At 57.2% G+C, this 21824-nt stretch carries 18 protein-coding genes and 4 tRNA genes; 6 read left to right on the top strand and 16 right to left on the bottom strand.

Annotation, left to right across the window (positions count from 1 at the left end):
• Window positions 1-165: 165 nt before the first annotated feature.
• The 6 genes from uvrD to lptM form a co-directional block, all read right to left on the bottom strand.
• The gene (gene uvrD, locus ACRDD5_RS11030) at window positions 166-2328 is read right to left on the bottom strand and encodes a DNA helicase II (protein ID WP_438676780.1); all 2163 of its coding nucleotides are present in this window, start codon (window positions 2326-2328) and stop codon (window positions 166-168) included.
• A gap of 78 nt (window positions 2329-2406) precedes the next feature.
• Window positions 2407-3123 carry a 5-amino-6-(5-phospho-D-ribitylamino)uracil phosphatase YigB gene (yigB, locus tag ACRDD5_RS11025; RefSeq protein WP_438676779.1) on the bottom strand — a complete coding sequence of 239 codons (717 nt, stop codon included), beginning with the start codon at window positions 3121-3123 and terminating at the stop codon, window positions 2407-2409.
• The gene (xerC, locus tag ACRDD5_RS11020) at window positions 3123-4022 is read right to left on the bottom strand and encodes a tyrosine recombinase XerC (RefSeq protein ID WP_438676778.1); all 900 of its coding nucleotides are present in this window, start codon (window positions 4020-4022) and stop codon (window positions 3123-3125) included. Before xerC ends, yigB begins: the two co-directional genes overlap by 1 nt.
• Window positions 4019-4726 (bottom strand): DUF484 domain-containing protein, encoded by a 708-nt coding sequence (locus tag ACRDD5_RS11015; RefSeq protein WP_271280669.1) that lies wholly within the window; start codon window positions 4724-4726, stop codon window positions 4019-4021. Before ACRDD5_RS11015 ends, xerC begins: the two co-directional genes overlap by 4 nt.
• The gene (gene dapF, locus ACRDD5_RS11010; protein ID WP_271266082.1) at window positions 4723-5547 is read right to left on the bottom strand and encodes a diaminopimelate epimerase; all 825 of its coding nucleotides are present in this window, start codon (window positions 5545-5547) and stop codon (window positions 4723-4725) included. The genes ACRDD5_RS11015 and dapF overlap by 4 nt, the downstream gene beginning before the upstream one ends.
• A gap of 32 nt (window positions 5548-5579) precedes the next feature.
• A complete protein-coding gene (gene lptM / locus ACRDD5_RS11005) occupies window positions 5580-5783 on the bottom strand; it encodes an LPS translocon maturation chaperone LptM (RefSeq protein WP_271280670.1) in 204 nt (67 codons plus the stop codon).
• Between the two features lie 137 nt (window positions 5784-5920).
• Here lptM and cyaY point away from each other — a divergent pair, with 137 nt between their 5' ends.
• Entirely contained in the window at window positions 5921-6244 is a 324-nt protein-coding gene (gene cyaY, locus ACRDD5_RS11000; RefSeq protein ID WP_271280671.1) for an iron donor protein CyaY, read from the top strand.
• A 92-nt stretch (window positions 6245-6336) separates the two neighbouring features.
• Here the strand turns inward: cyaY and cyaA are convergent, their stop codons facing one another.
• The gene (gene cyaA / locus ACRDD5_RS10995; protein ID WP_271280672.1) at window positions 6337-8880 is read right to left on the bottom strand and encodes a class I adenylate cyclase; all 2544 of its coding nucleotides are present in this window, start codon (window positions 8878-8880) and stop codon (window positions 6337-6339) included.
• A gap of 341 nt (window positions 8881-9221) precedes the next feature.
• Between cyaA and hemC the strand changes: the two genes are divergently transcribed.
• The 5 genes from hemC (at window position 9222) to ACRDD5_RS10970 (ending at window position 14692) form a co-directional block, all read left to right on the top strand.
• The gene (gene hemC, locus ACRDD5_RS10990) at window positions 9222-10163 is read left to right on the top strand and encodes a hydroxymethylbilane synthase (RefSeq protein WP_271280673.1); all 942 of its coding nucleotides are present in this window, start codon (window positions 9222-9224) and stop codon (window positions 10161-10163) included.
• Window positions 10160-10900, top strand: coding sequence for a uroporphyrinogen-III synthase (gene hemD, locus ACRDD5_RS10985; protein WP_438676777.1), 741 nt, complete (start codon window positions 10160-10162; stop codon window positions 10898-10900). The genes hemC and hemD overlap by 4 nt, the downstream gene beginning before the upstream one ends.
• Before the next feature lie 20 nt (window positions 10901-10920).
• Window positions 10921-12108, top strand: a complete 1188-nt coding sequence (gene hemX, locus ACRDD5_RS10980) for a uroporphyrinogen-III C-methyltransferase (RefSeq protein ID WP_438676776.1) — start codon at window positions 10921-10923, stop codon at window positions 12106-12108.
• 2 nt (window positions 12109-12110) lie between these two features.
• Window positions 12111-13307, top strand: a complete 1197-nt coding sequence (gene hemY / locus ACRDD5_RS10975; RefSeq protein ID WP_438676775.1) for a protoheme IX biogenesis protein HemY — start codon at window positions 12111-12113, stop codon at window positions 13305-13307.
• 179 nt (window positions 13308-13486) lie between these two features.
• Window positions 13487-14692 carry an MFS transporter gene (locus ACRDD5_RS10970; RefSeq protein WP_438676774.1) on the top strand — a complete coding sequence of 402 codons (1206 nt, stop codon included), beginning with the start codon at window positions 13487-13489 and terminating at the stop codon, window positions 14690-14692.
• 499 nt (window positions 14693-15191) lie between these two features.
• On the opposite strand, the gene ACRDD5_RS10965 is transcribed toward ACRDD5_RS10970, so the two are convergent.
• The 9 genes from ACRDD5_RS10965 to wzxE all read right to left on the bottom strand — a co-directional run bounded on the left by ACRDD5_RS10965 (window position 15192) and on the right by wzxE (window position 21824).
• Window positions 15192-15268: transfer RNA gene (locus tag ACRDD5_RS10965), tRNA-Pro, on the bottom strand.
• Window positions 15269-15312: 44 nt separating this feature from the next.
• A tRNA-Leu gene (locus ACRDD5_RS10960) sits at window positions 15313-15398 on the bottom strand.
• A gap of 21 nt (window positions 15399-15419) precedes the next feature.
• Window positions 15420-15495 (bottom strand) — tRNA-His (locus tag ACRDD5_RS10955).
• A gap of 67 nt (window positions 15496-15562) precedes the next feature.
• Window positions 15563-15639 (bottom strand) — tRNA-Arg (locus tag ACRDD5_RS10950).
• A 103-nt stretch (window positions 15640-15742) separates the two neighbouring features.
• Window positions 15743-17128, bottom strand: a complete 1386-nt coding sequence (thrP, locus tag ACRDD5_RS10945) for a bifunctional threonine/serine APC transporter ThrP (protein WP_438676773.1) — start codon at window positions 17126-17128, stop codon at window positions 15743-15745.
• A gap of 267 nt (window positions 17129-17395) precedes the next feature.
• Window positions 17396-18136 (bottom strand): lipopolysaccharide N-acetylmannosaminouronosyltransferase, encoded by a 741-nt coding sequence (gene wecG, locus ACRDD5_RS10940; protein WP_438676772.1) that lies wholly within the window; start codon window positions 18134-18136, stop codon window positions 17396-17398.
• A 12-nt stretch (window positions 18137-18148) separates the two neighbouring features.
• Window positions 18149-19501 (bottom strand): ECA oligosaccharide polymerase, encoded by a 1353-nt coding sequence (wzyE, locus tag ACRDD5_RS10935; protein WP_438676771.1) that lies wholly within the window; start codon window positions 19499-19501, stop codon window positions 18149-18151.
• Window positions 19498-20577, bottom strand: coding sequence for a TDP-N-acetylfucosamine:lipid II N-acetylfucosaminyltransferase (locus tag ACRDD5_RS10930; protein ID WP_438676770.1), 1080 nt, complete (start codon window positions 20575-20577; stop codon window positions 19498-19500). The genes wzyE and ACRDD5_RS10930 overlap by 4 nt, the downstream gene beginning before the upstream one ends.
• The gene (gene wzxE, locus ACRDD5_RS10925) at window positions 20574-21824 is read right to left on the bottom strand and encodes a lipid III flippase WzxE (protein WP_438676769.1); all 1251 of its coding nucleotides are present in this window, start codon (window positions 21822-21824) and stop codon (window positions 20574-20576) included. The genes ACRDD5_RS10930 and wzxE overlap by 4 nt, the downstream gene beginning before the upstream one ends.

Raw genomic sequence — 21824 nt, 5'->3', positions numbered from 1 at the left:
TACTGGGTGTGTCCAAGGCGAATGTCCTCTTAGCGTAATCGTGCGCGCATGTTACGCCAGCAGTCACGGCGGCGTCAACACGCAAGGGAACGCTGAAGAGCATTAAATCCCCTTCAACGTATAAGCCTGGCAGATTATTAAAAAATAGTGATATTTTTCTGAATGTTAAACGGTTTCCAGTCGCGCATAAGCCGCCACCAGCCATTTGATCCCCTGCCCCTGGAACGCCACCTGCAGGCGGCTGTGCTCACCGCTGCCTTCCAGATTCACGATGGTGCCTTCGCCAAATTTGGCATGACGAACGCGCTGGCCGAGCTTATAACCGGTGTCGTTTTCTGAGATTGGCGCACCGAGGCGCTGATGGCTAACCGGACGGCTAATGCTGGCCCGCAGGCGCACTTCTTCCACACAGGCTTCCGGCAGTTCACCGACAAAACGCGACGGACGATGGTAAACCTCTTTGCCGTACAGACGGCGGGTTTCGGCGTAGGTGAGGGTCAACTTTTGCATGGCGCGGGTCACGCCCACGTAGGCCAGCCGACGCTCCTCTTCCAGACGACCGCCTTCATCCAGCGACATCTGGCTCGGGAACATCCCCTCTTCCATCCCGACGATAAACACCTGCGGGAACTCCAGCCCTTTGGCCGAGTGCAGGGTCATCAGCTGGACCGCGTCCTGCCAGGTGTCGGCCTGCCCTTCGCCCGCTTCCAGCGCGGCATGGGACAGGAACGCCTGTAGCGGCATCAGGTCTTCTTCTTCATCGTTGTAGCTGAACTGACGCGTTGCCGTCACCAGCTCCTCTAAGTTCTCGATACGGGTCTGGCCTTTTTCGCCCTTCTCCTGCTCGTACATCAGGCGCAGGCCGGAGTCTTTAATCACCCGGTCGGTCTGAACGTGCAGCGGCATATCGGCCGTCTCCTGCGCCAGGGCTTCAATCAGCTCCAGGAAACGCTGCAGCGCGCTGGCTGCGCGCCCGGCGAGGGCTTTCTCCTGCAGCAGCTCGCGGCAGGCCTGCCACAGCGTCAGCTGCCTGTCGCGGGAAGTCTGGCGCACCACGTCAAGGGTACGATCGCCGATGCCGCGGGTCGGGGTGTTCACCACGCGCTCAAACGCGGCGTCATCGTTACGGTTGGCAATCAGGCGCAGATACGACAGCGCGTCTTTGATCTCCTGGCGTTCGAAGAAGCGCATTCCGCCATAAATGCGGTACGGCATGCTCACCTGCAGTAGCGCCTCTTCCAGCACGCGCGACTGGGCGTTGCTGCGGTACAGGATGGCGCACTGTTCAAGCGCGCCGCCGTTGTCCTGCCAGGTCTTGATGCGGTTCACCACAAAGCGGGCTTCATCCAGCTCATTGAACGCGCAGTAAAGGGAGATCGGTTCCCCGTCGACGCCGTCGGTCCACAGCTTTTTACCCAGACGACCGCTGTTGTTTTCGATCAGGGCGTTCGCCGCGCTGAGGATGTTGTTGGTCGAGCGGTAGTTTTGCTCCAGGCGGATGGTCTCGGCACCAGGGAAATCATTCAGGAAGCGCTGGATGTTCTCGACCTGCGCCCCGCGCCAGCCGTAGATGGACTGATCGTCGTCGCCGACGATCATCACCTTGCTGGAATCCCCCGCCAGCAGGCGGATCCACGCGTACTGAATGTTGTTGGTATCCTGGAATTCGTCCACCAGGATATTGGTAAAACGTTCGCGGTAGTGCTGCAGAATGTGCGGCTTGTTGAGCCACAGCTCGTGGGCACGCAGCAGAAGTTCGGCAAAATCCACCAGCCCGGCGCGATCGCAGGCTTCCTGATAGGCCTGATAGACCTTCTGCCAGGTCTGCTCTATCGGGTTGCCAAAGCTCTGGATATGATGCGGGCGCAGCCCTTCGTCTTTCTGGCCGTTGATGTACCACATCGCCTGGCGCGGCGGCCACTGCTTCTCATCGAGGTTCATGGCCTTGATCAGCCGCTTCAGCAGGCGGAGCTGATCTTCGCTGTCGAGGATCTGGAAGTCCTGCGGCAGGTTAGCATCCATATGGTGCGCACGCAGCAGGCGGTGCGCCAGCCCGTGGAAGGTACCCACCCACATGCCGCCCTGGCTGCTACCCATCAGTTGGGCGATACGGTGGCGCATCTCTGCCGCCGCTTTGTTAGTGAACGTGACCGCCATAATGGAGTACGGCGAGCAGTTTTCCACGCTCTGCAGCCACGCGATACGGTGCACCAGCACGCGCGTCTTACCACTGCCTGCCCCTGCCAGCACCAGCATATTGGTTCGCGTTGCGGCAACCGCGTCACGCTGTTTGTCATTAAGGCTGTCGAGCAGGTAAGAAACGTCCATTGGCACCGCCAGAAGTCATCTGCCCGGTTGCGGTTTGCAGGCCGGGCATACTGTTAATTTATACAATACTACTGGTGATTATATCAGCGTGGTGAGGGATGCCAACCGCGAAATTTCAACGTGTGGCAGCAGGCGGCTGTCGTGGGTCTGCATCAGATCGGCGTTTTCCGGTTTGATCCAGCAGGCCTGCATACCGCAGCGGATCGCCCCGGCGACATCGGTGGTCAGGTCATCGCCGACGTGCAGGATTTCACCCAGCGGCAGGCCGAGCTTGTCGGCGGCCAGATGGTACATGTCGTTAAAGGGCTTGGAACGGCCGTGGGGACCCGCGCGCAGGACGAAATCAAAGTAGTCGCCCAAACCGAACAGCTCTGGCTGGGCGTTACCGTTGGTGATCGCCACCAGTGGCCACTTCGCGGCCAGCTTCGCCAGCGTGTCGTGAGTCTCCTGCGGCACGTCGATACGGCTGCGCCAGGTGGCGAAGTGCGCCATGGACGCCTCTGCGCCTAGCGCGGCCTCAGCGGCGGTGAGACCGGCATTCAGCATCGCCTGCTCCACGGCACGACGGCGCCATTCGGTGACGTCATGATAGATTTCCGGCTCGGTTTGCCGTAACGCCTGACGCAGGCGGTGAAACTCTTTGTTCTCCAGCGCGTTTAACGCCGGATGGTAGTTTTGCACAAACGCCAGCGCTTCCCGCTCGGTACGCAGGATCACCTCGCGGTTGTCGTAAAGGGTGTCATCAAGGTCGAACGTCAGTGCAGAGATTTGGCCTAATGGACGATAAAAACGCATTATTTCCCCCGTTTGGCGCGTGGATGCGCCGCGTCGTACACCGAGGCAAGGTGTTGAAAATCGAGATGGGTATAGATTTGGGTGGTCGATAAATTGGCGTGGCCCAGCAGCTCCTGCACCCCGCGCAGATCGCCGCTGGACTCGAGCATGTGCGTGGCGAACGAGTGGCGCAGCTTGTGGGGATGAACATGGCTGTTCAGCCCCTGCTTAATGCCCCACTCGGCAAAGCGTTTTTGCACATTACGCGCCGAGATACGTTTGCCCAGCTTCGACAGGAACAGGGCATTTTCTTCGGTGCCAAACAGCCCGCGCAGATCCAGCCAGTGCTCAATCCACACCACCGCATTGCGGCCAATCGGCAGGCGACGCTCTTTGCTGCCTTTGCCCATCACCCATACTTCGCCGGTCTCCAGATCGAGATGTTTGATATCAAGGTTTACCAGCTCCGAAAGACGCAGCCCGGCACCGTACATCACTTCCAGCATCGCCCGATCGCGCACCGCCAGCGGATCGTTCAGATCGATATCCAGCAGGCGGTTAACGTCATCAACATCGATATTTTTTGGCAGATGGCGCGGCGCTTTAGGTGCCGCGATCCCTTTGGCCGGGTTCGCCTTGAGCTCGCCCTGGCTGACCATCCAGTCGAAGAGGCTGCGTAATGCGGAGAGCCGCAGCGCCAGGCTGGCAGGGCCGAGCCCTTTACGGCGGCTACGCACGGCAAACGCCCGCACGGTGGCGGCATCGCAGTGTTGCCAGCTGCTCAGGTTCATCTCAGCGGCCAGCTGCATGATCGCATCAAGCTGGCGCTGATAGTTCAGTAAGGTGACTGGGCTGAGCTGGCGTTCCACGCCGAGGTAGCGCAGAAAACGCGTCACCGTCGGCGCAAGGAGATCGCTCATACGCGCTCAATCCAGCGTTCCAGCAGCTCGGGCAGCATCTGCGCGATTTCCTGGAGTAACTGCGTCCCTTGTCCCTGCTGATAATGCTGCGGATCGCGGCTGGAAAATAGCATGACGCCGAGATCGCCTTCGCGCCCCATCAGCGACATCGCCACCGAGCCGATGGCTTTCGCTTCCGGCAGAACCACCAGCAGCTCAGGTCCGTTTAGTGGCCCAAGATAGTGATTCTCAGGACCCAGACGCTGAATACGCAGCGGCTCAAACGCCTGACGCTGCAATGCCAGGTGAGTAAACCCGGACGGCGCACCAATGCGCCAGCGATCCGGGAACAGGCGAATCGTTGCGCCCGCCAGCCCCAGCTCCTTACCCCAGCGATGAAAGCGCATCAGAAACTCATCCAGACTGCTGGCTGAGGCCAGCCGCGATTGCAGGTTCAGCAGGCGATAAAACAGGCCTTCATTACTGCTGGCCTGCTCCATCAGCAGCGAGATGTTCTCTTCAAGATGGTTGATGTGATTGCGCGAGCGCGCCATATGCCATTCGACCAGCGATACCGTTCCGCGAATCGGATGCGGCACGCGCATCTCTTCCACCACCCGGGCATTACGAATAAAAAACTCAGGATGGCGCAGCAGATAATCGACAACCGCCCGGTCGTCCATTGCCGTCAGCGTCTCCTGCAGTTCTTCTCCTGGTTGTTTCATAGATGGATAAACCCGTCATAAACTTGTGTTGCCGGGCCAGTCATATACAGCGGCTGACCCGGGCCTTTCCAGGCGATATCAAGACGTCCGCCCGGTAAATCCACGCGCACCTCTTCCGCCAGTAAACCCTGCGCGATCCCGACGGCGACGGCTGCACAGGCGCCGCTACCGCAGGCCTGCGTCTCGCCCGCCCCGCGTTCAAATACGCGCAGGCGAATGTGTTCCCGGGTGAGCACCTGCATAAAGCCGATGTTGGCGCGTTCCGGGAAGCGCTCATGGCTTTCCAGTACCGGACCGAGGGTTTCGACAGGTGCCGTCGCCACATCTTCAACCTGGATCACGCAGTGCGGATTGCCCATCGAGACCACGCCGCACAAGACTGTCTGTTCGGCCACGCGCATGATATAGGTCTTTTCCGCTTTATTAGCGCGAAACGGCACCTGGGACGGCTCAAAGTTAGGTTCACCCATGTTTACCCGCACCAGCTCGTCGTCGGTGACGCTCAGGACCATGCGCCCGTTGGCGGTACTGACACGAATATCGCGTTTATTGGTGAGGCCTTTCAGACGCACAAAGCGGGCAAAACAGCGCGCGCCGTTGCCGCACTGGGACACTTCGCTGCCGTCGGCATTGAAGATGCGATAATGAAAATCGAGATCCGGATCGTAAGGTGGTTCAACCACCAGCAGCTGATCAAAGCCTACCCCCAGGTGCCGATCGGCCAGGCGGCGGATCAGCTCCGGAGAGAAGAAGACATTCTGCGTTACCGCGTCGACGACCATAAAATCATTGCCAAGGCCATGCATTTTAGAGAACTGCATTATTCACTCCATTGCGCGGATCAGAACGCTCGTCAGTAATTCACCTGGCTGGGACCGCCCGCATCGCCACGATCGTTACGACCCGGCACTGAGGTTTCCATGGTGCTTTCCGCTTTTTTGGTTGGCGGCGGCGCAGTTTTATCCGCTGGCGGGAAATAGAGCGGCCCTTTCAGACCACAGCCCGTCAGGCTAAACAGAGTGAGGAGAACGGCAAGCGTTCGAAAAACGTTTTTCATTATGGGTTGCCTGTAAGTTCGTGCTTTCTGTTTCTATCATCGCAGGAGAGGCCACAAAAGCAAGAGTTTGCCGCTAACCTGCAACGGGAATTATTTAGCGTTATACTGCCGCCATCACGAAAAACAGGAACAGAACCATGAATGACAGTGAATTCCATCGCCTTGCCGATAACCTGTGGCAGACCATCGAAGAACGCCTGGACGACTGGGATGGCGACAGCGACATCGACTGTGAAATTAACGGCGGTGTGCTGACCCTCAGTTTTGAGAACGGCAGCAAGATTATTATCAATCGTCAGGAGCCGCTGCATCAGGTGTGGCTGGCCACCAAACAGGGCGGCTACCATTTCAACCTGAAAGGCGACGCGTGGATTTGCGATCGCAGCGGTGAGGCATTCTGGGATCTGCTGGAGCAGGCGGCTACCCAGCAGTCAGGCGAAGCGGTCAGCTTCCGAGGTTAAAAAAACAAAAACCTTCTCTTAAAGAGAAGGTTTTTTCGTCTTTACACCCTCTCCCCGTGGGAGAGAGCCAGGGTGAGGGCATCAGACCGCTCTCATGAAAAATACTGCTGCAACAGCGGAGTAGCCTCCTGATTGGCAGGTGCGGCAGCGGTAATCGCCTGAGTGCGGAACGGTATCACCTGCGCCCGGCCATCGATCTTCACAATCTGATAGAACTGCGGCAGGTTGAAGTTAATAAAACTTGAACCGTAGGTGAAACGGTCATGCGAGGAAGAGTAGAAGCGGCTGACGTCGCGCACCAGGTCTTCTTTACTGCCTTCGCAGTGGTGATACACCTCGGCGCGGTTGGTCTCATCCAGAATATAGATATTGAAACCTGACTCGTCCCCCGCCTCTTCGAAGAAGAACTGAATAATCCCTTCGCTGGCAAAGCCATCCACCACCTGCGGCAGTTTGACGTGGTTGGTTTCAACCTGAACCGACAGACCGTGCAGCTTGTTGTGCGAAATAGCGCCATAGAACTCGATGGCGTTTTCCAGCTTCTGCACCGAAACGTTCAGACGTTCAAAGAACAGACCCCAGGTTTGCCCGGAGACGCGCAGCGCTTTGAAGCGTCCGGTTTCCTGACGGGTGCTGGAGAGGCGTAAATCGATGCACTCAGAGACCAGTTGCTGGACGCGGGTACGGATAAGACCGCGCAGATGCTGGCTGTAGCAGAACACTTCTACGCTGTCCGGTGGCGCCGCATCCTGATGCATCTTACCGAGGATGGTTTTCAACGCTTCGATCATCGCCTGCTCGCCGTTGAAGTGCAGGGTACGCACTTCATTCCACGAGTTGCGGTACAGAAGGTCCACGCTGCCCACCAGGCAGTTTTGCTGCTCACCAAAGCTGAATACATCCAGCTTGCGGAAATCGAAATGTACCACCTGATTGCGGAACGCCGCCGTTGGGTCATATTCCAGGTTAACGATGATCGCCAGGTGACGAATTTCACACGGGCTGTAGAGCGCTTTTGGCGTCGGCGCTGGCAGACGCAGCGGGAAGTGGTGCGATACATCGGCGACCATTTCCTGCAGTTTCGCAAGATCGACCACCTCGTTGCCTTTAATGAACAGGCGGGTACGGGAGGTCAGCAGGCCGTTAAACCAGGCCCACGCCACCAGCTTGTTCAGGTAACGGTTATACTCCAGCGGCTGATGGCTGACGATCGAATCCATATTCGGCGCGCGGTTGTAGAGATACCAACCGGTCCGGTTTGCACGACCTGGCGGAACATAGATGAAAGTCAGGTTCGGTTCGGACAGGTCCGGCGAAATCTGCGGGTTCACCAGAGTAACTTTACCCGGCAATGCTTCAAACGCGGCGTACAGCTTACGGGTCAACACCCCGATATCCTGCGGGCTGGCAGAGACGCTAAGGTTGTTACGGCGGGCAAAGCGGATCAGGTTTCGGTAGCTCTGCATCATGGCATCGAGCAGTTCGTTATGCGCTTCACGCACCTGATCGATTTTCCAGTTGGCGCGGTTATCGAGCATTGACAGACGCTCTTCGTCCCATCCCCACTCTTTTACTAACTGACTGAGCACTTCACGACGCCAGCCAACGCACGCGCGTTCACGGCTGAGCTTTTCACAGACTTTGAGATAGAAACATCGGCGAACCAGATCCAGACGGGTTGGATCGTCAATGGCTTTCAGGTATTCGGTAACGCGCTCGAGCATCATGCAGTAAGCATCGAGCCCGAAGGAGACGATTTCGCCGTCATGCAGACGCTGTTTGATGTCTTTCGCCAGCAGGCGAGGCGTCGGGTATTCCCACGAATAGGCTTCGAGCAGCAGGGTTTTCAGCACCGCTTTGTACGGTGAATCGATACTTTTATACAGCTGCCACAGGCTCGCGCCGAAATACTCTTCGGCGGACAGGGAGCTTAAGCCGCCCAGATCCAGCCACTCGTTCGGCGTCAGTACCCCCTGGGAGTAAAGCATCATGACGTAATCGTCGTAATGCTCTTCTTCATCGCACGGCACCATATTCCACAGAATACGCTTACCGGCCAGACGCACGGCGGTACGATAAAATTCATCCAGCAATAAGATGTGCTGCGTCGAACCGCAGTCTTCACCACCCAGACTGCCGCTTTCATTATGGCGGAAACGGTTTTCATCGATCAGGAAGAAGCTGACTTCCACGCCGAGCGACGCGGCCCAGCTCTCCAGCAGGCTGCACTTACGCTGCAACAGCTGGCGCTCTTCGTTATCGAGCCATGACTGATGACAGACCCAGATATCCAGATCGGAAGAACAGCTCTGCCCGACCGATGAGGTGCTGCCCATGGTATAGAGGCCGGTGATCGGCAGTTCGCCTTTTGGCGATTCCTGCGGCGGCATGCCACGGTAGAGTTCCAGCTCGTTCAGATAGTGCTGTTGGGTTTCATCAGGCGTGAAGATGCAGATGCCCTGGGGAACGTTACCATCAAGGTAACCCGGCATCAGCGGATGGTGATAATGCAGCAATGTCGGCAGTAGACTGTAAACCTGTTGGAAAGCAGGTCCCATGGCAGCAAGCGCGCGATCGACACGCAGTTGATTGATGGCATCCAGTCGCTGTTTCAGAGTCTCAATGTAGAGGTACAAGAGTATCGCCTGATGTTTAGAAGCTCTAATCTTCAGTCGGACCGAGGATTATGCATTCACAGAATTCAGAAATAGCTGTCAGCCTTTTCGCCCTTGTCTTTATGGTCTGAGAGACGAAAAAATGGTCTAAAACGTGATCAATCTAACACCTTGCCGATTGACCGTAAAGAAAGATGCGCTACATACAAGTGTAGCACCGTTCTGTACCTGTAAATTCCTGAATACGGCTGCAGGCAACTTGCGTCGCCGCCTTGTCCTGATTCCCTTCAACGTCCGTAAAACTGACAGTCCAGAGACAACAATGTTAGGATGGTCAGCAGACGATTAAGACGGTAACAAGCATGTTAGACAATGTTTTAAGAATTGCCACACGCCAAAGCCCACTTGCGCTCTGGCAGGCACAATATGTGAAGCAGCGCCTCGAAGCCTGCCATGCGGGTTTACGCGTTGAGCTGGTGCCGATGGTCACCCGCGGCGATGTGATTCTTGATACCCCGCTGGCGAAAGTCGGCGGTAAAGGCTTGTTTGTAAAAGAGCTGGAGATGGCGCTGCTTGAGGATCGCGCCGATATCGCGGTTCACTCAATGAAAGACGTGCCGGTTGATTTCCCCGAGGGGCTGGGACTGGTGACCATTTGCGAGCGTGAAGATCCCCGTGACGCCTTTGTTTCCAACCACTACGACTCGCTGGCGGCGCTGCCCCAGGGCAGCGTGGTTGGCACGTCAAGTTTACGCCGCCAGTGCCAGCTGGCCGAGTGTCGTCCTGACCTGATTATTCGCTCGCTACGCGGCAACGTCGGCACCCGCCTCAGCAAACTGGATAACGGTGAATATGATGCCATTATTCTGGCGGTTGCAGGCCTGAAGCGTCTGGGGCTGGAATCGCGAATTCGCGTGGCGCTCTCCCCCGAGCAGTCGCTGCCAGCCGTCGGCCAGGGTGCCGTCGGCATTGAGTGCCGCCTCGATGATACGCGCACCCATGCACTGCTGGCGCCCCTCAACCACCATGAAACGGCGATCCGTGTGCAGGCCGAGCGCGCCATGAACACGCGTCTGGAGGGGGGATGTCAGGTACCGATTGGCAGCTATGCTGAATTAATCGATGGCGAACTGTGGCTACGCGCGCTGGTTGGCGCTCCCGACGGTTCGCAGATGGTGCGTGGCGAACGTCGCGGTAAACCGCAGGATGCAGAAACGCTGGGCGTTTCGCTGGCGGAAGAGCTGCTCAACAATGGCGCCCGCGAAATCCTCGCTGACGTGTATAACGGAGAACCCCCGGCATGAGTATTCTTGTCACCCGCCCTTCTCCCGCTGGAGATCAGTTAGTGAGCCGTCTGCGCGCACTGGGGCAGGTGGCCTGGAGCTTTCCGCTGATTGAATTTTCCCCTGGCCGGGAGCTGCCGATGCTCGCCGGTCATCTTCGCGCGCTGCAGGCAGACGATCTGCTGTTTGCCCTGTCGCAACATGCCGTAGAGTTTGCCCACGCCCGGCTACAGCAGGACGGCCAGCGCTGGCCTGATGAGCCAGGCTATTTTGCTATTGGCCGGACCACCGCTCTGGCGCTGCATACCGAAAGCAGTCAGGATGTTCGTTATCCACTTGATCGGGAAATCAGCGAAGTCTTGCTACAATTACCTGAATTACAATCTGTTGCAGGGAAGCGCGCCCTGATTCTGCGCGGTAACAGTGGACGCGATCTGCTGGGCGATACGCTCCGTGAACGCGGGGCCGAAGTGATATTTTGTGAATGTTATCAACGTTGTAATAAGTACTATGACGGGGCGCAAGAGGCCATGCGCTGGCAGTCGCGCGGCGTCACCACCCTGGTGGTCACCAGCGGTGAAATGCTCCAACAACTCTGGTCGCTTATCCCGGAATGGTATCGTGAAAACTGGTTACTCCACTGTCGACTGCTGGTCGTCAGTGAGCGTCTGGCGAACCTCGCCCGGGAACTGGGCTGGCAAGATATTCGGATCGCTGATAACGCCGACAACGATGCGCTGCTGCGCGCATTACAATAACTCTCAAATGGGAAGCCATAATGACGGAACAAGAAAAATCCTCCGCCGTGGTTGAAGAGACCAGGGAGACTGTGGATGTCACGCCACAGCCAGAGACAACTGAGAAAAAACAGGGCAGCAACAAATCCAGCCTGGCGCTGAGCGCGATAGCGATCGCCATTGCGCTGGCCGCAGGCGTTGGCCTGTATGGCCTGGTGAAAAAACAAGCCACCAACCAAGCCACCACCAGCGATGCGCTGGTCACGCAGATAACCGCTCTGCAACAGTCTCAGCAGGCGCAAAAAGCGGAGCTGGACGCGATCATCAAACAGCAGGCCGCGCAGCTGACCGATGCCAGTCGCCAGCAGGCCGACCTGACCAAACAGCTGGATGAGATGCAGCAAAAAGTGGCGACCATTTCCGGCACAGATGCCAAAACCTGGCTGCTGGCGCAGGCTGATTTCCTGGTCAAACTGGCCGGGCGTAAGCTGTGGAGCGATCAGGATGTCACTACCGCCGCAGCCCTGCTGAAAAGCGCGGATGCCAGCCTCGGTGACATGAATGACCCTAGCCTGATCGCCGCCCGTCGTGCGCTGACCGAAGATATCGCCAGCCTGGCGACCGTCTCACAGGTGGATTACGACGGCATCATTCTGAAAGTGAACCAGCTGTCGAACCAGATCGATAACCTGCGCCTGGCAGATAATAACGACGACGACTCCCCGATGGATTCCGACAGCAGTGAGCTTTCCAGCTCACTGAGCGAATGGCGCATTAACCTGCAAAAAAGCTGGCAGAACTTTATGGACAGCTTTATTACCGTTCGCCGTCGCGATGAAACAGCCGTACCGCTGCTTGCCCCGAATCAGGATGTCTACCTGCGCGAGAACATTCGTTCCCGTCTGCTGGTGGCCGCGCAGGCGGTGCCACGCCATCAGGAAGAGACCTATAAACAGGCGCTGGATAACGTTTCGACCTGGGTACGCGCTTACTACGATACCGATGATGCCACCACCACGGCCTTCCTCGACGAAGTGGACAAGCTAAGCCAGCAAAACATCACCATGAACGTGCCGGATAAACTGGAAAGCCAGCCGATTATGGAAAAGCTGATGCAAACGCGAGTGCGTAACCTGTTGGCCCAGCCGGGCGTCGCGGCGGAACCTGCTGCTGAGGCACCGGCACCGGCGCCAGCACCGGCCCCTGACAGCGCACCACAAGGAGAGTAATCATGATTAAAGTCTTATTACTCTTCGCGCTGCTGATCGCCGGGATCGTGCTCGGCCCAATTCTGGCGGGTCATCAGGGCTATGTGCTGATCCAGACCGATAACTACAACATTGAAACCAGCGTCACCGGTTTAGCGATCATTCTGATCCTCGTGATGGTGGCTTTCCTGGCGATCGAGTGGATCCTGCGCCGTATTTTCCGCACCGGCGCGCATACCCGCAGCTGGTTTGTCGGCCGCAAGCGCCGCCGTGCGCGTAAGCAGACCGAACAGGCCCTGCTGAAGCTGGCCGAAGGCGATTATCAGCAGGTTGAAAAGCTGATGTCGAAGAATGCCGATCATGCCGAACAGCCGGTGGTAAATTATCTGCTGGCAGCAGAAGCAGCGCAGCAGCGTGGGGATGAAATCCGCGCCAATCAGCATCTGGAGCGCGCATCCGAGCTGGCAGAGAAAGATCCGATCCCGGTCGAGATCACCCGTGTACGCCTGCAGCTGGCGCGCAATGAGAATCACGCTGCTCGCCACGGTGTCGATCACCTGCTGGAGATCGCCCCGCGTCATCCGGAAGTGCTGCGTCTGGCCGAGCAAGCCTATATCCGCACCGGCGCATGGGGCTCGCTGCTGGACATTATCCCGTCGATGGCAAAAGCCGAAGTGGGTGATGATGAACAGCGCGATGACCTGCAACGTCAGGCCTGGATTGGTCTGATGGACCAGGCGCGTGCCGATCAGGGTAGCGATGGTCTGAAAACCTGGTGGAAAAACCAGAGCCGTAAAACGCGCCAGCAGGTACCGCTGCAGGTAGCCATGGCGGAACATCTCATTGAGTGTGACGATCATGACACGGCGCAGGGCATTATTCTGGATGGCCTGAAGCGTCAGTACGACGATCGGCTGGTGATGGTGATCCCGCGTCTGAAAACCAATAATCCGGAACAGATCGAGAAAATGCTCCGTCAGCAAATCAAAACCGTGGGCGACCGCCCGCTGCTGTGGAGCACCCTGGGTCAGTCGCTGGCGAAACATGGCGAATGGAAGGAAGCTAGCCTCGCTTTCCGCGCCGCGCTGAAGCAGCGTCCGGATGCGTTTGATTACGCCTGGCTTGCCGACACGCTGGATAAGCTGCACATGCCGGAAGAAGCCGCCGCAATGCGTCGCGATGGCCTGCTGCTGACGTTGCAGAACAATCCCCCGCAGTAACTCAACAGGAGGCCAGACGGCCTCCTTTTTTATCCCCTTCTCACAAACGCTTTCTGCTGCTACATTTTCTGCAACCTCACTCAGGATCGCATCCGCCAATGTAACGACGTCCTTTCATTAAACATTTTTCCTGCACGCGCCTTGCCGCGTGGACTTAATCGTTTTTGAAAGGATTGTTCATGAATACGCTTTTGTATGCGCTTGTTAGCGCGCTCCGCTGTCATCGCTGGCTGCGAATGCTGGCCTGCGCCTTTCTCTTTACTTCCCTGGGAAATGGCTTAACTCAGGTTCTGGTCTTTGGTCTGCTGCTGGACTGGCAGGCTCCCGCTTCGCTGTTAACCCTGGCATACCTGTTTGCGACGCTACCCGGATTTTTGGGCAGCCTGGTCGGGGAGAAGCTGTGCCGCTCTTTTTCACCCATCACACTGCTGGTAGCAACAGAGTGCCTGGGTTTAACCGCCCTCCTGTTTCCGCTGCTGGGGATTCATTTTCATAGCATCACGGCGCTGCTGGCAGTTCAGTCCACCGAAGCCTTTCTAAGCGGAATGAGCTGGCCAGCGCTCACCTTGCTGTTCAAGCGCGGGCTGTCAGAGGCCGAATTGCCTGCAGCAACCTGTCTGGAAAATATTATTTTTGCGTCTCAGGTGCTGGCAGGGACAGGGCTGGGCATCGTACTTTTCCATTCTCTTCCTGCCATGACCCTGGTTGGGATCGACGCACTCACGTTTGCTGGCTCGTTGCTGATGCTGGTGCTTGCAGGTAGATCACTGCCTTCTCTTGCCCCCCATTACGCAGCAGAAACCGCCCGACCCGTCGCGGTGCGCTGGCGGACGCTGGCACCCCAGCAAAAGCGCAGTCTTTTGCTGTTACCCGCCCTCGCCGCCGTGGGATCGCCGGCCATGGCGTTGCTTCCTGCGCTGGCGCAGCAAATTGAACCGGAAGACGCCGCAGGCCTGGCGCTGCCCTTACTCTTCGCCCGCAGCCTGGGGCAATTGTGCGGCCCCCTGCTCCTGAAAAGAGACAGCTTGCCGCACTTTGCCAGCCAAAACCGACTCCTGCTGCTCTGTCTTGGTCTCTTTTTGATCGCTTACGGCGTGATCCCTTTGTTATCTGGCGTGCAAATACTGGGGGTGGTGTTTCTCGCCCATCTGGCCTCCAACATTGTCTTTGCGGCTGGCACGTTTAGCTTATTAAGCAGCTTTCAGGCAACCGAGGTCTCTTCTGCCAGCGGAAAAGCATGGCGATGGCAAACCGTCAGCGCCTCGTTGTTTACCTGCATCGCCGCGCTGGTTGCCGCCTCGCTGGGGCCGATGCAGGCGTTGTATAGTGTGTCGACGGGGGCGTTACTGATGGTGGCGGGGATCATGCTGCGATATCGCCAATAAAGAATAAAAAAACGCCTGCTAAAAAGCAGGCGTTAAAAAGGTCATTTGACAACTTGTGGTGCTTCACTCAACGTTGTGCCCAGGGTGTTTGATGAGGCCGAAGCGACATCTGTCAGTGGACGATAAGCACCGTAAATGGCTCTGCATCATTCCGGAGTTTATGAGGCCTAAGGCGAGCATAAGAGGTGGAATGAGCATCTACATAGATATTATTGCACGCAACGTGCCAACGTTGCATGCAGAAGTTGTACATCGCGCAACTTTTTAAGATAAAAGGAATTTATGCCACGCCGGCAGCATTGAGGTAGCAGAAAGCACCTGTGCGATCGGCAAGTTGTCGCCTGAGAGCGACACTAATCAAGGCAAAAGAAAATCTTATTATTTTTCATATGGATAAGTGTCACCTATTCGCGACAGGCTGAGACATCGCTGTCGGCAATTAACAACACGGGCAGGAATAGCAGAAAACAAAAAACCCCGCCGAAGCGGGGTTCAAAATTGGTCGGCGAGAGAGGATTCGAACCTCCGACCCACTGGTCCCAAACCAGTTGCGCTACCAAGCTGCGCTACTCGCCGTTTTACTGCTTTTTTGAATTTTTAGTTCAATTCAATATAAGTCGTGGTGCGAGGGGGGGGACTCGAACCCCCACATCCTAAGGACACTAACACCTGAAGCTAGCGCGTCTACCAATTCCGCCACCTTCGCAATTCACAACCTATCTAATAATGGGGTGGCTAATGGGACTCGAACCCACGACAACTGGAATCACAATCCAGGGCTCTACCAACTGAGCTATAGCCACCACAACTTTATTCTTTCACGCGGTTCTGCCTACTTAACAGACCACCGCAGCTCCAGCACCGGGTGAATGGTGCGCCCGACAGGATTCGAACCTGAGACCTCTGCCTCCGGAGGGCAGCGCTCTATCCAGCTGAGCTACGGGCGCTTAGCGCCGTTGCGGGGCTGGATATTACGGAGGTCTCGCTCTGCTGTCTAGTGCTTTTTTTAAAATAAATGCGCATTTGATTATACATTGCGCATTTTGCCGATTATTCCTTCGTTTTCAGACTTTCTACATGGCGACCCAAGCCAAAAAGCTTGTATCCGAGCGAAACGACAGCCATGAAGATCGCACCGACAAACAGCGACATGCGGGTGTCTTCATTGAAATACATCCCGATCAACACGCAGATCAGGAACGCCATCGTCAAATAGTTTGCCCACGGGAACAGAATTGAGCGGAACGGATGGCTGGCGATCGCTTTTTTATGCGCCTGACGAAAACGTATCTGGCTAATCAGGATCACAAACCACGGCACCATACCCGGCAGCACGCTGGCGCTGTAGACATAAACAAACACCCGCTGTGGGTTCGGAATGATGTAGTTCAGGCAGGACCCCACCAGCAGGATGAGGATAGAAACCGCCACGCCCGCCACCGGCACACCCACGCGCGACACTTTTCCCATCGCCGCCGGGAGCTGACGGTTCTTCGCCAGCGCGTACAGCATACGCCCGCAGCTGTACATCCCGCTGTTACAGCCAGACAGTGCAGCCGTCAGTACCACAAAGTTAATAATGCCCGCTGCGGCAGTAATACCAATCTTCGCAAAGGTCAGCACGAACGGGCTGCCGGTGGTGCCAATCTGGTTCCACGGGAAGATGGTAACAATAACGAAAATGGCGCCCACGTAGAAAATCAGGATCCGCCACAGCACTTTACCAACCGCGCTGCGCAGTGTGACCTGAGGGTTTTTCGCTTCACCTGCGGTGATGCCGATAAGCTCAACCCCCTGGTAAGAGGCTACCACGATACAGAGCGCCGTCAGGAAGCCCTTCCACCCGCCGGCGAAGAAGCCACCGTGCTCGGTCAGATTACCAAAACCGACAGCCTGCCCGCCGTTGCCGAGACCAAAGAAGATCACCCCAAGGCCGACCACAATCATCACGATAATGGTGGTCACTTTAATCATCGCAAACCAGAACTCGATCTCGCCGTACAGGCGCACGGCGGCAAGGTTGGCCAGTGCCACCAGACCCACGGCAATGAGCGCGGGTATCCACTGCGCCATCTCAGGGAACCAGAACTGCACGTAGACCCCAATGGCGGTGATCTCCGATATCCCGACCGCCATCCACATAAACCAGTACGACCACGCAGTGAGGTAGCCGAAAAACGGGCTCATATAACGGTGTGCGTATACGGCAAACGAACCGGCAACCGGTTCAAGGAACAACATTTCGCCCATCGATCGCATGATGAAGAAGACGAACAGTCCAGCGACGATATACGCCAGCAGGACCGACGGCCCCGCCCATTTCAGGGTGCTGGCGGAGCCCATAAACAGGCCTACGCCAATCGTCCCCCCCAGGGCGATAAGTTCGATATGACGAGCTTCCAGCCCACGCTGAAGCTCCGGTTTTTTCTCTGCCATAAATCCTCGGTTGTGCTTGCTATTTTCCCGGCCTGCGCCGGTTATTGTTATGGGTAAAGATGTGCTATCGCAGGCTATGCAAAATCGACCGTCAATGTTTACGGTTGGTGCAAAAACAGCCTGGTGCGGTAGTGAGGGGAGGAATGGTTTCTTAAAATCGGTGAAATGGCAAATGATGCGTTAAAAAAATGAATGTATTGCACATAAAACCAGCAGATTCTGCCGGGGATGTGCAGCGCGAAGCGTCTGTCGCGCTGCAGCGGGAAATTACAGGCGACCGGAGTAGTGCCAGCCGAGATAACGCAGCAGACGCAGCTGGCGGGTGATGCGGCTGGGCTGCGACAGCAGCCGATACAGCCACTCCAGGCCCAGGTTCTGCCACACTTTTGGCGCGCGCTTAACGTGGTCGGTAAAGACGTCGTAGGTGCCGCCTACGCCCATATACAGCGCATCCGGACACACCTGACGGCAGTCGCGCATCAGGATCTCCTGGCGCGGCGATCCCATCGCCACGGTGACAATCTTCGCCCCGCTGTCGCGAATACGCGCGAACAGCGCCTGCTGCTGATCGGCGCTGAAGTAGCCATCCTGACTGCCAACGATGTTTACCTGCCACTGCGCGCGCAGTTTCTGCTCTGTTTGCGCGAGGATTTCGGGCTTGCCGCCAATCAGAAAGACCGGCGTTCCGTCTATGCCCGCTCGCGCCATCAGCGCCTCCCAGAGATCGGCCCCTGCTACGCGGGAGATATTGGCATCCGGATATTTTTTACGCACCGAGCGCACCACGCTGATCCCGTCGGCATATTTAAACTCAGCCGCCTCGATCAGGTCGCGGACCTGGGCGTTATCCTCAATGGTAAGCATTTTTTCTGCATTGATGGCCACGAGGGTACCGGTTTTTATCCTGCCACCGGCGCACAGGTAGTCCAGCGCGTGTTGCATATCGCGCCAGCCGATCAGCTTCAGGCCACGCAGGTCATACTGCGGCGCAGAGGTATTATCCGTCATTACTATCCTTAATCAGACTCGCGAAAGCGTCCTGCCGCTTGCCGGTTCACGTTTATGCACTAACCCGGCAACGTCGAACATCCAGTACAGCAGCTTCGCCATCAGCAGGCAGGCGCCAAAAACCACCATAAAGAAGACCACGCGGGAGACAAACGAATCCAGCCCCTCACGCGCCAGCACGATCATATTGAAAATGGCACCGAAACAGAAACTATGCAAAATCGCGGCCTTATAGCGGTTCGTCTCCCGGTTACCCAGCGTATACAGCCAGTCGAACCATTTGATGATAAGCCCCACGGCAATGGCACCCGGCAGGATAAACCAGCCACCGCCCATTACCACCAGCGACCCAATCAGCGTCGGCGAAATCGCCAGCCCCGAGTGGTTGTTAAGCACTTCCCAGGTGAAATAGTTGGCAGTATTCAGCACGATGCCCGGCCTGTCAGGCCAGAGCCAGGTGGGAATGAAGACATAGAAATCGCGCACAACAGGCGCCAGCCCCTGGAAGTCGATTTTGTCGTAGTTCTGCAGCAACAGGGCTAAGTTTTCCCACGGCGAGAAGGTATCGCGAGTCAGATACAGGAAAGTGTAAAATGCCTCGTCACCACTCACATTCATGCCATAGCGCTTCAGCGCCAGCCAGAACATGCCGACAATCCCCATCACCCCCGCCGCAGCCAGCATCCACAGTGAAATCCAGCCGCGAATGATGCCGATAAACAGGAAGATGGCGAAGGCGATGATGATATTCGCGCGCGTGCCGCCGACAATCATGTAGGTCAGCAGGCCAAACGCCAGGGTGCTGACGAGGAAGAACAGCCACGCCCGTGCATCCTGGCGCAGAAAATAGACCACCAGCATCGCCGGGATGAAGAAGTAGAAGAAGCGCTTAAGCGCCACGCCGGAGACTTCACTGGAGAAGATCTGGCTGTAGGAGTTGAGCTTAAACAGCAAAAAGCCGTTGTGCATAAAGAAGATACCGACAGTGAACAGCGCAATCAGCATCAGCATCACCCAGGTGAGATGCGTCTCCACCCGGTTCATGGTAAACAGCGGCCTTCGGGGCGCGGTGTGGCCAGCGGGTTTTAGCCGCGTCTTGTAGGCGACGTAGTAGACCGCATAGAAGCAGGTGGCCGACAGCAGCGCCTGCATCAGGATCTCCGGCGGTACGACCCCCACGTCGAAGCGGAACACCAGAATACTGGTCAGCGGGAAGCCGAAGTAAAAGGTCAACAGGAACAGCAGCGAGAAGAAGACGTTGAAGTTAAAGCGCACCCGGCGGAACTCAAACCAGGTCAGGGTGGCGATAAACAGCGCGCTCAGCAGCCAGATGACTAGCAAGCCGCTAAATTGCAACTGGCTCATGCATTGTCTCCTGAGGCGATCCGCAGCGCCTGATGCCACGGCGTGAGGTAGTTAGGGCGGAAGAAATCGATCGCGTTTTTATCCACCTGCGCCAGCTGTCGCTGTGCTTCCCGCACCACCGCCTCATTGAGGTCGTCAGTGGTGAAGAGTACCGGAATGTGCTGCTCTGCCATATCCTGCCAGAACGGGTTATCGCGGTTAAGTACGCACGGCACGCCGGCCTGAATCAGCAGGCATAGCGTGCCAATCCCCTGCTGGCGCGCGAAAATAAAGTAGCCAAGATCGCACTCGCGCAGCAGCGCGAGGTAGTCGTCAAAGGCCAGCTTTTCGCTGAGGATCTGCAGATTCTCCGGACTAAACAGCGCCAGCCCGTTCTGACGGACCTCATCAATGTACGCCGCGTTATTAGCAGGATAGCCCATCGGCACAACCACGTTGACCGTATCACCAAATTGCTGATGGACCGCCTTCAGGGCGGCACTGTGCTCATTGCTGCGATCCCCGGAATTGCCCACCAGAATCGTCAGCTTGCCCGCGCGTTTCGCCTCGTTGGCTAACCCGTTCAGCGCCGGATCCATGCGGGTCGGAAAATAGAGCCGTTCACCGCGTACGTTGGGATGACGCTGGGCAAAATAATTAAGGTCACCGCGGGTGGCAAAGACGCGACCCACGCGTCCCTGCGCCATGCGACGCAGCGGGTAGAAGAGACGGAACTTCCATCCCTGGGAGACTTCATACAGATCGGCACCCCAGATATGCCAGTTAAACTGGGCGGGCTTAATGCCACCACTCAGCAGCGCCAGCCACAGGCCGGTATTAAACTGCCCATGGAAAAAGAAACGCTGCTGGCGATCCGCTTTGGCTTTGGCGATCACCGCTTTAGCCAGCGTTGCTTTGTCTGGCCAGAAGGTCAGCTGCAGTGCCGGGCACGCGGCGCTCAGCCCATTATCGTGCCCCGCCACCATAAATTCGCGCGCCAGCTCGCTGCCGGGTGCCAGTTCGTCATTAAAGAACCGCAGAACGGTCTGGTTATGGTGTGGGATATCCGATCCCAGGACGTGAATCAGTGCAGTCATGCGCGTTTATGCCAAAGTAAAAAGACGCCGCAACAGGCAGCAAAATAGACAATGTAGGTGGCCATATAGGCCTGGGCTGCCCCCAATGCGCCGTGCGCGGGGATCAGCCAGTGTGAGAAAGCGGTGAGCAGCGCGAACTGGCTGATTTCGGCCAGAATATAGAGCCGCAGCGAAGCTTTGGCGATCACCAGATAGCCAAAGACGTAAGCGCCTACTTTCAGCACATCGCCCACCAGTTGCCATGCAAACAGATCGCGCATGGCGATAAATTTGGCTGAGAACAGCAGCCAGATCGCCACATCGCGCAGGAGCCAGACGGTAAAGCTGGCCGCAGCCACCGCCGGAAGCACAAAGCGCAGCGCGCGCAAAATCTCGCGGGTGATCGCCTGTCGGGTGGTCAGCCGCGACAGTGTTGGCAGGAGATAGACGCTAAACGAAGCGGTGATGAACTGCAGGTAGGCATCAGAGATGCTGCTGACCCCTTGCCAGATCCCCACCTCATCCCAGCTGTAATGCGCCGCCAGCAGGTTTCGCATCATCACGTAGGCTACTGGCAGGGTCACTGAGGTGATCATCGCCATCAGGGTAAATTTACCCAGTTGCCCCGCCAGCATGCTATCCCACCGGGGTTTCAGATAGTGGAGCGGGATGGTGCCTCTGCGTATTAACATTATCGCGGCCGGGACCACCACCAGCGCCGGAACCAGCGCCAGGCCGAGCAGTGCGCCTTCGTAACCGCCCAAACGATAACAGGCGTAATAGGCAACAACCCCAATCAGGCTGCCGACGATCAGCGCCAGCGCGTTCCCGGCGGCATCGCGAAAGCCCTTCATCAGGGCCAGCAGCAGGTTAGCCCAGGCGATGCCCATCTGCACCAGTGCGACCAGCCGCACCAGCCCCTGATAATCTGGATGACCAAAGAGGCCCTGACTGACAGGCGCAGCCGCCAACAGGAACACCGCCGCCAGCAGGGTGGAAAAGCCCAGCACCATTGCTGACGAGGTGCCCACCACCTTGCGCAGCTGTGCCGCATCGTCGTGATATTGTGCGACGTATTTGGTCACGCCGTTGAAAATGCCCGCCCCGGCCAACACGCCCAGCACGGTGACCAGCTGGCGGAAGTTACCCGCCTGCCCGACGCCCGCAGGGCCAAACGACACGGCCAGCAGTTTAACGACTAACAAGCCTACGCCGATCTTGACGAGTGTGGACGCGGCGGTCCACACCGATGCTTTCGCCAGAGACAT

This window comes from Silvania sp., assembly GCF_051656365.1.
Classification (GTDB): domain Bacteria; phylum Pseudomonadota; class Gammaproteobacteria; order Enterobacterales; family Enterobacteriaceae; genus Enterobacter; species Enterobacter hatchlandensis.
The sequence above is the reverse complement of the archived record's forward strand: the minus strand, read 5'-3'. Positions and strand labels throughout refer to the sequence as shown.

Coding starts and splice junctions, on each gene's coding strand:
- uvrD (WP_438676780.1), bottom strand. CDS start 2,328: ATGGACGTTTCTTACCTGCTCGACAGCCTTAATGACAAACAGCGTGAC.
- yigB (WP_438676779.1), bottom strand. CDS start 3,123: ATGCGTTTTTATCGTCCATTAGGCCAAATCTCTGCACTGACGTTCGAC.
- xerC (WP_438676778.1), bottom strand. CDS start 4,022: ATGAGCGATCTCCTTGCGCCGACGGTGACGCGTTTTCTGCGCTACCTC.
- ACRDD5_RS11015 (WP_271280669.1), bottom strand. CDS start 4,726: ATGAAACAACCAGGAGAAGAACTGCAGGAGACGCTGACGGCAATGGAC.
- dapF (WP_271266082.1), bottom strand. CDS start 5,547: ATGCAGTTCTCTAAAATGCATGGCCTTGGCAATGATTTTATGGTCGTC.
- lptM (WP_271280670.1), bottom strand. CDS start 5,783: ATGAAAAACGTTTTTCGAACGCTTGCCGTTCTCCTCACTCTGTTTAGC.
- cyaY (WP_271280671.1), top strand. CDS start 5,921: ATGAATGACAGTGAATTCCATCGCCTTGCCGATAACCTGTGGCAGACC.
- hemC (WP_271280673.1), top strand. CDS start 9,222: ATGTTAGACAATGTTTTAAGAATTGCCACACGCCAAAGCCCACTTGCG.
- hemD (WP_438676777.1), top strand. CDS start 10,160: ATGAGTATTCTTGTCACCCGCCCTTCTCCCGCTGGAGATCAGTTAGTG.
- hemX (WP_438676776.1), top strand. CDS start 10,921: ATGACGGAACAAGAAAAATCCTCCGCCGTGGTTGAAGAGACCAGGGAG.
- hemY (WP_438676775.1), top strand. CDS start 12,111: ATGATTAAAGTCTTATTACTCTTCGCGCTGCTGATCGCCGGGATCGTG.
- ACRDD5_RS10970 (WP_438676774.1), top strand. CDS start 13,487: ATGAATACGCTTTTGTATGCGCTTGTTAGCGCGCTCCGCTGTCATCGC.
- thrP (WP_438676773.1), bottom strand. CDS start 17,128: ATGGCAGAGAAAAAACCGGAGCTTCAGCGTGGGCTGGAAGCTCGTCAT.
- wecG (WP_438676772.1), bottom strand. CDS start 18,136: ATGACGGATAATACCTCTGCGCCGCAGTATGACCTGCGTGGCCTGAAG.
- wzyE (WP_438676771.1), bottom strand. CDS start 19,501: ATGAGCCAGTTGCAATTTAGCGGCTTGCTAGTCATCTGGCTGCTGAGC.
- ACRDD5_RS10930 (WP_438676770.1), bottom strand. CDS start 20,577: ATGACTGCACTGATTCACGTCCTGGGATCGGATATCCCACACCATAAC.
- wzxE (WP_438676769.1), bottom strand. CDS start 21,824: ATGTCTCTGGCGAAAGCATCGGTGTGGACCGCCGCGTCCACACTCGTC.